The following is a 12,480-nucleotide window of genomic DNA, read 5'->3' as shown; positions in this document are numbered from 1 at the left end:
GGCATGTCGTCGACACAATGTGACAATCTATCGAAGGCAGGCCACCTCCGCAAACGCTAGGGTCTTGCGGCAGGAAAAACAGGCAGCGGGCCGGTGGAACCAATGTCTTCGTCGATCGATGCGCAGCGGCTGCGCGTGACGGCCGCGGGCATCAGCGCGCTCGTCCTGACGGTGGGCCTGGCGCGCTTCGCCTACACGCCGCTGCTGCCGGTGATGCGCGCCGAGGCCGGCCTCGGCGCTCAGGCCGGCGGCTGGCTGGCGACGATCAACTATGCCGGCTACATCGCCGGCGCGCTCGTCGCCGCCACGGTTCCGCGGCTCGAAAGCAAGTTCGCCCTCTATCGCTGGGGGCTGGTCGTGGCGGTCGTCACCACCGCCGCAACCGGCCTGACCGCCAATGTCCATCTCTGGGCCATTCTGCGGTTCGCGTCGGGCTTTTCGAGCACGGCCGGCCTGCTCCTGGCCTCGGGCCTCGTGCTCAACTGGCTGGTCCGTCACCATCGGCAGCCGCAGCTCGGGCTGCATTTCCTCGGCCTGGGCCTCGGCGTCGCCCTCTCCGGCATCGCGGCGGCGGCGATGGCCGGGCGCCTCGCCTGGGACGGCCAATGGCTGGCGCTCGGCCTGATCGGACTGGTCTTCTTCCTTCCGGCCTGGTTCTGGATGCCGGAGCCCCGCAGCGTCGCGCCCGGACATGCGGGAGCAGAGGCGCCGCCCCCGGGACGCGGATGGATGACGCTGCTCCATGTCGCCTATTTCTGCGCCGGCTTCGGCTATGTCGTCAGCGCCACCTTCATCGTCGCCATCGTCGACCGGCTGCCGGCCCTGGCCGGGTTCGGCAACTGGGTCTGGGTGATCGTCGGCATCGCGGCGGCGCCCTCCACCTTCCTCTGGGATCGGCTCGCCCGGCGCATCGGCGAAAGCCCGGCGCTGATGCTGGCTTACGGCCTGCAGATCGTCTCGATCCTGCTGCCGGCCGTCAGCGGCGGCATCGCCGCGAACATCGCGGCTGCCGTGCTCTTCGGCGGGACCTTCGCCGGCATCGTCGGCCTCACCCTGGCGCTCATCGGCCGCCTCTTCCCCGGCAATCCGGCCAAGGCGATGGCGCGGTTGACCTTGAGCTACGGCGCCGCCCAGATCATCGCGCCGGCGATCGCGGGGGTCATGGCCAGAACATCAGGCGATTATCGCGCGGCGCTGTTCATCGCCGCCGGCGTGATGGCCGTCGGGATCGGGGTCCTCGCCTGCCTGCACGGCCGGGCCAAGCCGTTCGCGGCGACGGCGACCGGCCTCGGCCGGGCGTGACGCTCACTCGCCCGGCCGATGCAGGCTCCGCGGCAGGGGGCGGTCGCCGAAGTCCACGACCGAGCGGCTGAGGATGCGCCCATCCGCGTCGACGCTGAGCCGCGCCCGGCGACTCAAGTGGAAGAAGCTGAGGCGGAACGCACCCTGATGCTCGCCGACGCCGCGCTCGCAACGGCTGGTGATCGCCCCCGACCGCATCAGGGTGGGGACGTCGGCGGCTGGCACGCCGAGCAGACCGGCCAGCAACGCCGCGTCGACCTCGAACGCTCCGTCGCTGATCCGGACCTGCCCGGCGGTGTCCTCACATGGCGTGATCATGGCCTGCTCGCCTCCGCCGCCTCCCGCGCACCTTGCCCGAGCGGTCAGTAAGAAATATTTCAAATATATCTTATTCTCCTTCATGGAGCACGACAATGGCCGAGGTCCGATCCGCCGATGCGCGAGGCCGGGAGGCCGGCCTCCTGGCCCTCGCCGCCGTCTGGCTCGGCCTGCTGATCGGCGTCTCCTTCCTGGCGACGCCGGCCAAGTTCCTGGCGCCGAGCCTGGCGCTGCCGGTGGCGCTCGACGTCGGCCGCCACACCTCCGCGGTCTTCGACAAGGCCGAGTGGTTCCTGGCCGCCGGCCTGATGCTGCTGGTGGCGGTGACGCGGCCGCGCCTCGCCGCCGCCCTGGTCGTGCTCGCGCTGCTGGCCCCAGAGGCGGCCTGGCTGCTGCCCGCCCTCGACCAGCGGGTCGGCCTGATCATCGCCGGCGGACAGCCGCCGCCCTCCGGCCTGCACGACCTCTATATCATCTTCGAAGCGGCCAAGCTCGTCGTCCTGCTGGCGATCGCCGGCGAGGCGGCGCGGCGTCTCGCCCGGCCGGCGGCCCCGCAACTCCCGCTTGCGGAGCCTCGCGGTTAGGCTCATCTTGCGCCGCCCGTTCGACCCCGATCCGTCGGACACACGATGCGCCTGACCGATTTCACCGACTATTCCATGCGGCTCCTGATGTATGCGGCCATGCAGCAGGAAGGCCGGCTGGTTACGATCGAGGAGACCGCCGGCGTCTACGGCATCTCCCGCGCGCATCTGATGAAGGTCGCCAATCATCTGACCCGGGCCGGCTTCCTGCGGGCCGTGCGCGGCCGGTCGGGCGGCCTCGCCCTGGCCAGGCCGGCCGACAGCATCAGCCTCGGCGATGTCCTGCGCGCCACGGAGCCGGACTTTGCCCTGGTCGAGTGCTTCACGTCCGACAATGGCTGCCGGATCACGCCGCGCTGCCGCCTGCGCGGCATCCTCGCCGAGGCGCTCGAGGCCTTCATCGGCACGCTCGACCGCCACACCCTGGCCGACCTGGCGCTGAGCCCGGAGGATTTCGGCATCCAGCCGGTGGCCTGAGCGGACGACCGGCCCGGCCGAAACCGTCGGCCCGGCGACCGCAGCCGCTCAGCCGGGAGCGGACGGCTGCCTCCGCGCCTCGGCGAAGCGCCGGTCGAAATCGCGAGCGAGATCGGCCAGGGTGATGCTGCCGAACCGCGCCAGCAGCAGCGCCTCCGCCTCCTTCAGCGCATCGTCGAGCGCGGCATTGACCGCCTGCTCGATGAGGCAGTCGGGGTGATCGACCGTCGATCCGACCGCGAACAGCCCGGGCTCGCCGATGGCGCGGTGCACGTCCAGCAGGGTGATCTCGTCCAGCCGGCGCGCCAGCGCCCAGCCGCCGCCATGGCCGCGTTCCGAGCGGACATAGCCCTGCCGCCGCAGGCCGGCCATGGTGCGGCGCACGACCACCGGGTTGGTGTTCAGCATGCGCGCGATCACCTCGGACGTGGCGCTGCCGTCGAGCCGGTCCATGTGGATCAGCACATGCAGCATGCGCGAAAGCCGGCTGTCGGGTCTCATCGCTGCGGGCCGCCCCCTCGGATGTCTGTCCGTGCGCCGGGACCGGCCCGGAAGCCTTGCGCGCCCGGCGCGGATGGTTCCCTCAATAGCGGCCCGCGCAATCCGCAACAAGGAAAGTTACGAAGCCTTGACGCACTCACAATTCGTAACTTATGAAGATTCGAATTCGAATGCCAACCGTGCATCCAGGAATCCGCCATGTCCCATGATGTGATCGTCGTCGGCGGCAGCTTTGCCGGCCTGTCCGCCGCCCTGCAGCTGGCCCGCGCCCGCCGGCGGGTGCTGGTGATCGACGCCGGCAAGCCGCGCAACCGTTTCGCCGCCGCCTCGCACGGCTTCCTCGGCCAGGACGGCAAGCCGCCCCGGGCCATCCTTGACGAGGCCACCCGCCAGCTCCTGGCTTATCCGACGGTCGCATTCGTGCCGGGCGAGGCCGTGTCGGCCCGAGCAGCCGGCGGTGGCTTCGCCGTCGCCCTGGCCGACGGCCGGGAGGAGCAGGCCCGGCGCCTCGTGCTGGCAACCGGGCTTGCGGATGAGCTGCCGCTGCCGGGCATGGCCGAGCGCTGGGGCAGGACGGTGCTGCACTGTCCCTATTGCCATGGCTACGAGATGCGCGACCGGCCCCTCGGCGTCATCGCCGGCAACGCCCATTCGGTCCAGCAGGCGGCGCTGCTGCCGGATTGGGGCCCCGCCACCTATTTCACCCAGGGCCTGTTCGAACCCGACGCGGAGGCGGCGGCGCTGCTGGCAGCCCGCGGCGTGCGGATCGAGCGCAGCCCCGTGGTGGAGCTGCTCGGCAATGGGCCCGGCCTCGATGCGGTCCGCCTCGGCGACGGCCGGACCGTGGCCGTCGAGGCCCTGTTCGTCGCGCCGAAGACGCGGATGGCCAGCCCGCTCGCCGGCCAGCTCGGCTGCGTGTTCGACGACGGGCCGACCGGCCCCTATCTGCGCGTCGACGACTGGAAGGCCACCACCGTCCCCGGCATCCATGCCGCCGGCGACGCGACGAGCCCGATGCACAACGCCACCCTGGCCGCGGCCTCGGGCGTCATCGCCGCCGGCGGCGTGCACCAGTCGCTCGTGAGGGAAAGCACCGCGCGGGCCCGGGCGAGCGCCGGAACGTGACGGCGCGGCGCGGCATCTCGTCGGCGCGCCGCCGACAGGGTGCATCCGGCCGCCGCCATGAGGCTTCGCAGGCCCACCGCCCCTCGGGCGGGAAGGGCTTGCGCACGCGCTGGCGCCGCCCCGGGGCGGCTTGTCGGCCGTCGCGGACCTCACGAGCCGGGACGTCGACTCCCGACCCGTAGGGCGGGCGCGTCGGTCAGGCCGCGGACTTCAAGGCCTTCTCGAACCGCGCCTTGACCGGGGCGGCCGACTCGGCGGCCACCTTGCGGGCGAGTTCGCGGAACTCCCGGCCCTGAAGCGTCAGCGTCTCGGCCTGCTTGCGGACGAAGGCCGTGTTGAGCTCGATCGCATCCGCCAGGGTCTTCACCCCGAGCAGGGCCACGGCGTGGTCGAAGGCCGCGTTGGTGCTGGCACGAACCGTCTCCAGGGTCTTGAGGCCGAGGGCCGAAACGCCCTTCGAGGCGGTGGCGTAGGTGCCCTCCACCACGTCCGAAGCCTCCTCGACCTCCGTCTTCAGCTTGGCAAAGGCATCCTGTGCCTCGGCGACGGTCTTCCCGGCGAAGTCGCGCACGGTCTCGGGACCGTCGGCGAGGACCGCGGAAACGGCAGCGGCCGCGGCTTCCACCGGCGTGTCGCGCCCGGCCTCCGGCGCAAAGGCCGCGGAGTCGAGCGTGGTCTCGGCTGGTGCGGCGTCGGCCGCCGGTGCGGCAATGGTTTCGACTTTGGTCTTTGGCTGGGCCATCGTGATCTCCCTGGGAGAGGCGTCCGGAAGTCGCGTCGAGCATCCGAGGCGACCGGGGCCATTACCGGAACCGCACACGACAGCAGTATGACCTTGCGACGACGGAACGACGATCAGCCGGCTGCCATGAGCAGACACCCGGCCAGCCCGTCGCCCGATCCCGGCCTCCCAGGCCGCATCGCATGGCTCTCGCCACGATTGATTTTGCATTTCTCGATGCAAGATCAATGCTGCTCTCGGCGTTCCGCATGGGAGAGGGCCTGCTTGGCGCGCGCGAGTACGACTGCTCCAAACGCGGCGTCAGCAATTCCCCCCCTTGCGGGGGTAAGGGGTGGGGGTCGCGTAGGATAAGACGCGACCAGTTCCCTACGCCCCCTATCCCTCCCCGCCGTCTCGGGTGTTCCCGAGATGGGCAGACAAGGAGGGTAAGTCGGAAACATCCGACTTGCCGGGAGAGGGAAGGCGCGAACGTCGCTCTTGCCTGAGATTGCCGGTCTCGCCCGGCCCAAGACGTATCCGCGGTTCCCTCAAAGCATCGATCCCCTCCGCGCCGGCACCGCATCGAGCGCCTCTACGCCGCCAGGCAGGGCGCCCTGGTCGCCTGCCTGCTGGCACGGCTCGGCCCCGGCAGGCCCCCCACGCCACCGGCGGACCCTGCCGGCGCTACCCGGCGGGATATCGCGCAGGCCGCTTTTCGCACCACCCTCCTCGATCGCGGTGATCGGCAGGCGTCGTGCGCTCGCCATGCTATCAAAATCCTGCCAAAAAAACGCTCGCGCAACGATCGCCGGCAGCCATCGCGCGCTCCTTTGCCGCCACGGGCGAAGCTATAGTGCTATCGAAAGACAACAGCCCCTGCGGAAGGCCGCTCATGAACGAGACGACATCAAGACCCGAACATCCGGCTCGCCGCACCCGCCGCATGGGTGGGCGGGACCCGCAGGAAGCGCATCGCGCCGCCACGCCGCTCGAGGCCTTGTTCGACCTGACCTTCGCGACGACCTTCGGTTTCGCCGCGGCTCAGCTCGCATCCGCGCTGGCCGCCGGCCATTATGGCGTGGCCTTGATCGGATTTGGCTTCGCGACCTTCGCCATCTGCTGGGCGTGGATCAATTTCTCCTGGTTCGCGTCGGCCTACGACACCGACGACTGGGTGTTCCGGATCGTCACCATGGTGCAGATGATCGGCGTTCTGGTGCTGGCCATCGGGCTGCGCCCCATGTTCGCCTCGCTCGAGCAGGGCGCGCATCTCGACAATTCGGTGATGGTGCTCGGCTATGTCATCATGCGTTTGACGATGATCTTCCAATGGCTGCGGGCGGCCAGGCAGGACCCCAAGCGGCGGCGCGTCTGTCTCACCTACGTCACCGCCATCGCAATCGCGCAGATCGGCTGGATCATGCAGATCGTCCTGGATTTTTCCGTCGGGGCCAGCATCGGCCTCGCCATCGTCCTGGCGCTCATCGAGTTCTCCGGACCGATGATCGCCGAGGGCAAGGGGGGCGGCACGCCCTGGCACGCCCACCATATCGCCGAGCGCTACAGCCTGTTCGCCCTGATCGCGCTCGGCGAGGGCGTGGTCGGCACCGTCGCGTCGCTGTCCGCCGTGGTGGAGGAACACGGCTGGACCCTGGATGCCGCATTGGTGTGCATCGCCGGCATGGGACTGACCTTCGGCATCTGGTGGGTCTACAGCTTCCTGCCCTCGGCGCAGGTCCTGCAGGCCCACCGCGACCGCTCCTTCGGCTGGGGCTACGGCCAGATCGTCATCATCGCCGCGATCGTCGCCACCGGCGCGGGGTTGCATGTCGCGGCCATCTTCATCGAGCATGAGGCGGCGATCGGGCCGCTGGCGACCGTGCTCAGCGTGGCGATCCCGGTCAGCCTGTTTCTCGGCTCGGCCTATGCGCTGCATTGCTATCTGCTGCGCCGCTTCGACGTCAGGCATATGGGCCTGCTGGCCGCGACCGCCGCGGTGGTCGTGCTGGCCGTCGGCGCGGCGCTCGCCGGCGTCGACATGGCGGTGTGCCTCGTCATCGTCATGCTGGCGCCGGCGATCACGGTGATCGGCCACGAAGCCTTCGGCGGTCGCCGCCAGGATGCGGTGCTGGCGCGCGAGGGACAGACGGCGCTGCATTGAACGCGACCGGCCGAGCGCCGGCCGGCTTCCATCGATCGGGGCGGCGCGCCGGCCGCGCTCGGCCGCCGGGAGGGAAGGCTCGTGCGCCCTCAGGCCCCCCGCAACCGCCAGCCTGCCCTTGACTTCGGGGACGATCGCCCCTCTAGCATCGTACCATGTCAACGCGTGCACCGCCGATGTCGAACGTTCATCCCCTCAACACCGCACACGCCGCGATCCCCCGCAACGAGGGGCATGCGCTGGAACTGGACTGGGTCGACGAGATTCGCGTCAACCTCTCCGCCGCCGAGCGCCGCGTCGCCACCCTGCCCGGCCGGCGCACCGTGAAGAAGGATGCCCAGGCCGCCTGGCTCCTCAAGGCGCTCACCTGCATCGACCTCACCACCCTCGCCGGCGACGACACCACCGAGCGGGTGAAGCGCCTGTGCGCCAAGGCGAGGTCGCCGCTGCGGCGCGACCTCCTGGAGGCTCTCGGCATGGGCGACCGGGTGGTGCAGACCGGCGCGGTCTGCGTCTATCACCGCTTCGTCGCCACGGCGGCCGAGGCGCTGAAGGACACCCGCATCCCGGTCGCGGCCGTCTCCACCGGCTTTCCCGCCGGCCTGGTGCCGCACGACGTCAAGCTGCGCGAGATCGAGGCCTCGGTGAAGGACGGCGCCGGCGAGATCGACATCGTCATCACCCGCGAGCACGTGCTCACCGGCAACTGGCGGGCGCTCTACCGCGAGATGCAGGATTTCCGCGCCGCCTGCGGCAAGGCGCATGTCAAGGCGATCCTGGCCACCGGCGACCTCAAGACCCTGCGCAACGTCGCCCGGGCCTCGATGGTCTGCATGATGGCCGGCGCCGACTTCATCAAGACCTCGACCGGCAAGGAAGGCGTCAACGCCACGCCGCTGGTGACGCTCGTCATGCTGCGCATGATCCGCGCCTATCAGGAGCGCACCGGCTTCAAGATCGGCTACAAGCCGGCCGGCGGCATCTCCACCGCCAAGGACGTGCTCACCTACCAGTTCCTGATGAAGGAGGAGCTCGGCCGCGAATGGCTGGAGCCGAACCTGTTCCGCATCGGCGCCTCCAGCCTCCTCGCCGACATCGAGCGCCAGCTCGAACATCACGTCACCGGCCGCTATTCGGCCTTCAACCGGCATGCAGTGGGCTGATATGAGCGTCGCGCAGTATTTCGACACCATGGATTACGGCTCCGCCCCAGAAGCCGATACCGAGGCGCGCGCCTGGCTGAAGACCCACGCCGCCGGCTTCGGCCATTTCATCGCCGGGCGCTTCACCGCCGCGGACAGCCATTTCGACACGGTCGAGCCGGCCACCGGCAAGCTCCTGGCCCGGGTCGCCCAGGGCTCGGCCGCCGATGTCGACACCGCCGTCGCCGCGGCGCGCAAGGCGCAGGCGCCGTGGGCCAGGCTCGGCGGCCCCGGCCGGGCCCGCCACCTCTACGCCCTCGCCCGCATGGTGCAGCGCCATGCCCGCCTCTTCGCCGTGATCGAGGCGCTCGACAACGGCAAGCCGATCCGCGAGACGCGCGACCTCGACGTGCCGCTGGCCGCCCGGCATTTCTATCATCATGCCGGCTGGGCCCAGCTGCAGGAGCGCGAATTCCCCGACCATGTGCCGGTCGGCGTCGTCGGCCAGGTCATCCCCTGGAACTTCCCGCTCCTGATGCTGGCCTGGAAGGTCGCCCCGGCCCTGGCGCTCGGCAACACCGTGGTGCTGAAGCCGGCCGAGTTCACGCCGCTGACCGCCCTGCTCTTCGCCGAGCTGGCGGCGCAGGCCGGCCTGCCGGCCGGCGTGCTCAATGTCGTCACCGGCGACGGGACGACCGGCGCCGCCCTGGTCGAGCATCCGAACGTCGACAAGATCGCCTTCACCGGCTCCACCGAGGTCGGCCGCCTGATCCGCGAGAAGACCGCCGGCACCGGCAAGTCGCTGACCCTGGAGCTCGGCGGCAAGTCGCCCTTCATCGTCTTCGACGACGCCGACCTCGACGGCGCCGTCGAGGGCGTGGTCGACGCCATCTGGTTCAACCAGGGCCAGGTGTGCTGCGCCGGCTCGCGCCTCCTGGTGCAGGAGGGCATCGCCGAGACCTTCCACGCCCGGCTCCGGCGCCGCATGGCGAGCCTGCGCGTCGGCCACCCGCTCGACAAGACCATCGACATGGGCGCCATCGTCGCGCCGGTGCAGCTCAAGCGCATCGAGGCGCTGGTCGAGACCGGCGTGCGCGAGGGCGCGCAGAAGTACCAGCCCGACATCGTCCTGCCGAAGGGCGGCTCCTACTATCCGCCGACCCTGCTCAGCGGCGTGCACAGCGCCTCCACCGTGGCGACCGAGGAGATCTTCGGCCCGGTGCTGGTGTCGATGACCTTCCGCACCCCGGACGAGGCGGTGATGCTGGCCAACAACAGCCGCTACGGCCTGGCCGCCAGCGTCTGGAGCGAGACCATCGGCCTGGCGCTCGACGTGGCGCCGAAGCTGCAGGCGGGCGTGGTCTGGGTCAACGCCACCAACCTGTTCGACGCCGCCGTCGGCTTCGGCGGCTATCGCGAAAGCGGCTTCGGCCGCGAGGGCGGGCGCGAGGGCGCCTATGAATATCTCAAGCCCAAGGCCTGGGCCGCCCGCAAGGCGCGCCCGTCCGCCCCGGCGCTGCCGGCGCTCACCGTCGCCTCCGACTTCGAGATGCCGGCGCTCGACCGCACCGCCAAGCTGTTCGTCGGCGGCAAGCAGGCCCGGCCGGACGGCAATTATTCACGGCCCGTGCTCTCGCCCAAGGGCCGGCTGATCGGCGAGGTCGGCGAGGGCAACCGCAAGGACATCCGCAACGCCGTCGCCGCCGCCCGCGGCGCCGAGGCCTGGTCCAAGGCCAGCACCCACAACCGGGCGCAGATCCTCTACTACCTCGCCGAGAACCTCTCGGCCCGCGCCGCTGAGTTCGCCGGCCGCATCGCCGCCATGACCGGCGCCGCGCCGGCCAAGGCCGCGGCCGAGGTGGAGGCCTCGATCGACCGCCTGTTCACCTACGGCGCCTGGGCCGACAAGTACGAGGGCGCCGTGCACACGCCGCCGCTGCGCGGCGTGGCGCTGGCCGTGCACGAGCCGATCGGCGTGGTTGGCGTGGTCTGCCCCGACGAGGCGCCGCTGCTGGCCTTCGTCAGCCTGGCGGCGCCGCTGGTCGCCATGGGCAACCGCGTCGTCGTGGTGCCGAGCGAACGCCACCCGCTCGCCGTCACCGACTTCTACCAGGTGCTGGAGACCTCGGACGTGCCGGCCGGCGTGATCAACATCGTCACCGGCGAGCGCGAGGCCCTGACCAGGACGCTGGCCCAACACGACGACGTCGATGCGCTCTGGGCCTTCGGCTCCAGGCAGGCTTCGACCGAGGCCGAGCGGCTCTCCACCGGCAACCTCAAGCGCACCCTGGTCGACCACGGTCTCCTGACCGACTGGTTCGACCCGGCTCAGGCCGAGGGACCGATCCTGCTGCGCCACGCCGTGCAGGTGAAGAACATCTGGATCCCCTTCGGGGAGTGAGGCCCGTCATGCTCCCGTGACGCAATCGCGGGAGCTTCGGGTTCGTCCGGCCGTCCTGCGCGGCCGCAAGCCGTGAGGATGCCATGCTCAAGAGACTCGACCCCCTGCTCAACGCCGACGTGCTCTACGCCCTGCGCGCCATGGGGCACGGCGACGAACTGGTCCTGGTCGACACCAACTTCCCCGCCGACAGCGTCGCCCGCGAGACCGTGCTCGGCGACCTCCTGCGCATCGACGGCGTCAGCGCCGCCCGCGTGGCCCGTGCCGTGCTCTCGGTGATGCCGCTCGACACCTTCGTCGACGACGCGGCCATGCGCATGGAGATCGTCGGCAATCCCGGCGAGATCCCGCCGGTCCAGGCCGAGGTGCAGCGCGAGATCGACCGCGCCGAGGGCAAGCCCTGGCCGATGGGCTCGATCGAGCGCATGGCCTTCTACGAGCGTGCCAAGAAGGCCTACTGCGTCATCGCCACAGGCGAGACCCGCTTCTACGGCTGCTTCGTCTTCAAGAAGGGCGTGATCCCGCCGCGCCGGCCCTGAGCCGGCTCCCCCCTCGAACATCGCCTGCTGCCGGGACAGCCCGGCAAGAACCTCCGCCGCGCCGGATCTGCGGCACGCCGACGACGTCGCGGCGGGCCGGCAGCCACATTCCGCACGGCGGTCGGCCCATGGCCGGCCGGCCGCCATGCGAAAAGCCGCGCCCCGAGCGCCGCCTTTCAGGTCCACGACCCGCCGGGCCACCGTGGCGTGGTCGGCGCCGGGTGCACGCACCGCGAAGAAGCGGATATCCTCCCGGTCGAGCCCCGTGCGAAAACGATCAGCCGTCGCGCAGATGGGCGGATTTTCGATCAAGGCCACGCGTCCCATATCTCCGTCATCCCGAGCGGAGACGCGCCCATGACCGCCCTCGACACGACGCTGACCCTGATCGGCGGCCCGACCGTGCTGGTCGAGCTCGCCGGGTTCCGGTTGCTCACCGATCCCACCTTCGACGACCCCGGCCGCTACCAGTCCGGCCCCGTCACCCTGGAGAAGACGGGCACGCCCGCTCTCGACGCCGAGGCGGTGGGCGCCATCGACGCGGTGCTGCTCAGCCATGACCAGCACTTCGACAATCTCGACCACGCCGGCCGGGCCTTCCTGCCCAGGGCCGGCACGACCTTCACCACGCCGGCCGGCGCCGGACGGCTCGGCGGCAATGCCCGCGGGCTGGCGGACTGGGAAACGGTGCAGCTCGAAGGCGCCGGCGGGCGCCGGCTGCACGTCACCGCCACGCCGGCCCGCCACGGCCCAGCCGGCATCGAGCCGATCGCCGGCGACGTCGTCGGCTTCGCCCTCGGCGTCGAGACGCCCGGCGACGCCGTCTACATCAGCGGAGATACGGTCTGGTACGAGGGCGTGGCCGAGGTCGCGCGGCGCTACGACCCGAAGCTGGTCATCCTGTTTGCCGGCTCGGCCAAGCCGCGCGGCCCCTTCCACGTCACCATGGACAACAACGACGCGATCGAGGCCGCCCATGCCTTCCCGCGGGCGCGGATCCTCGCCGTGCACAATGAAGGCTGGGCCCATTTCACCGAAAGCCGCGACGATCTCGTTCGTGCCTTCACGGCGCTGGCGCTCGCCGGGCGGCTGGAGCTGCCGGAGGCGGGGGTGCCGCTCAGGCTCGCGCTCTGACGCTTTGGCACGCCGCGGATTGCGGTCGCCTGCCCTGCCGTGGCAATACTCCTCCAGTCCAAGGGGCTGCCGGCC

General features: G+C 70.7%; 12 protein-coding genes. 9 read left to right on the top strand and 3 right to left on the bottom strand.

Annotated features, from left to right (window positions below; translation table 11 throughout):
- The first annotated feature begins 102 nt into the window (after window positions 1-102).
- Complete coding sequence (locus AC27L4_RS31070) at window positions 103-1,302, top strand: YbfB/YjiJ family MFS transporter (RefSeq protein WP_487146540.1); 1,200 nt, start codon at window positions 103-105, stop codon at window positions 1,300-1,302.
- A gap of 3 nt (window positions 1,303-1,305) precedes the next feature.
- Here the strand turns inward: AC27L4_RS31070 and AC27L4_RS31065 are convergent, their stop codons facing one another.
- Window positions 1,306-1,620 (bottom strand): DUF6522 family protein, encoded by a 315-nt coding sequence (locus AC27L4_RS31065; protein WP_487146538.1) that lies wholly within the window; start codon window positions 1,618-1,620, stop codon window positions 1,306-1,308.
- Window positions 1,621-1,715: 95 nt separating this feature from the next.
- On the opposite strand from AC27L4_RS31065, the gene AC27L4_RS31060 reads away from it, so the two are divergent.
- On the top strand, window positions 1,716-2,204 hold the full coding sequence (locus AC27L4_RS31060; RefSeq protein WP_487146537.1) for a hypothetical protein: 489 nt from the start codon (window positions 1,716-1,718) through the stop codon (window positions 2,202-2,204).
- Window positions 2,205-2,249: 45 nt separating this feature from the next.
- Window positions 2,250-2,681, top strand: coding sequence for an Rrf2 family transcriptional regulator (locus AC27L4_RS31055; protein ID WP_487146536.1), 432 nt, complete (start codon window positions 2,250-2,252; stop codon window positions 2,679-2,681).
- A 48-nt stretch (window positions 2,682-2,729) separates the two neighbouring features.
- Here the strand turns inward: AC27L4_RS31055 and AC27L4_RS31050 are convergent, their stop codons facing one another.
- A complete protein-coding gene (locus AC27L4_RS31050; RefSeq protein WP_487146535.1) occupies window positions 2,730-3,182 on the bottom strand; it encodes an Rrf2 family transcriptional regulator in 453 nt (150 codons plus the stop codon).
- Window positions 3,183-3,380: 198 nt separating this feature from the next.
- Between AC27L4_RS31050 and AC27L4_RS31045 the strand changes: the two genes are divergently transcribed.
- Window positions 3,381-4,307 carry an NAD(P)/FAD-dependent oxidoreductase gene (locus tag AC27L4_RS31045; protein ID WP_487146534.1) on the top strand — a complete coding sequence of 309 codons (927 nt, stop codon included), beginning with the start codon at window positions 3,381-3,383 and terminating at the stop codon, window positions 4,305-4,307.
- 196 nt (window positions 4,308-4,503) lie between these two features.
- Here the strand turns inward: AC27L4_RS31045 and AC27L4_RS31040 are convergent, their stop codons facing one another.
- Window positions 4,504-5,049, bottom strand: coding sequence for a phasin (locus tag AC27L4_RS31040; RefSeq protein ID WP_487146533.1), 546 nt, complete (start codon window positions 5,047-5,049; stop codon window positions 4,504-4,506).
- Between the two features lie 871 nt (window positions 5,050-5,920).
- Here AC27L4_RS31040 and AC27L4_RS31035 point away from each other — a divergent pair.
- The 5 genes from AC27L4_RS31035 (at window position 5,921) to AC27L4_RS31015 (ending at window position 12,405) form a co-directional block, all read left to right on the top strand.
- Window positions 5,921-7,189 (top strand): low temperature requirement protein A, encoded by a 1,269-nt coding sequence (locus AC27L4_RS31035; protein WP_487146532.1) that lies wholly within the window; start codon window positions 5,921-5,923, stop codon window positions 7,187-7,189.
- Window positions 7,190-7,365: 176 nt separating this feature from the next.
- Entirely contained in the window at window positions 7,366-8,352 is a 987-nt protein-coding gene (gene deoC, locus AC27L4_RS31030; RefSeq protein WP_487146664.1) for a deoxyribose-phosphate aldolase, read from the top strand.
- A 1-nt stretch (window position 8,353) separates the two neighbouring features.
- Window positions 8,354-10,732 carry an aldehyde dehydrogenase family protein gene (locus AC27L4_RS31025; RefSeq protein WP_487146531.1) on the top strand — a complete coding sequence of 793 codons (2,379 nt, stop codon included), beginning with the start codon at window positions 8,354-8,356 and terminating at the stop codon, window positions 10,730-10,732.
- Window positions 10,733-10,815: 83 nt separating this feature from the next.
- On the top strand, window positions 10,816-11,271 hold the full coding sequence (locus tag AC27L4_RS31020; protein WP_487146530.1) for an RbsD/FucU family protein: 456 nt from the start codon (window positions 10,816-10,818) through the stop codon (window positions 11,269-11,271).
- A gap of 357 nt (window positions 11,272-11,628) precedes the next feature.
- Window positions 11,629-12,405 carry an MBL fold metallo-hydrolase gene (locus AC27L4_RS31015; RefSeq protein WP_487146528.1) on the top strand — a complete coding sequence of 259 codons (777 nt, stop codon included), beginning with the start codon at window positions 11,629-11,631 and terminating at the stop codon, window positions 12,403-12,405.
- Window positions 12,406-12,480: the final 75 nt, after the last annotated feature.

The organism is Labrys sp. Lb11, assembly GCF_057554225.1.
Note: the sequence above shows the minus strand (reverse complement) of the source record. Positions and strands in the feature narration are given on the sequence as shown.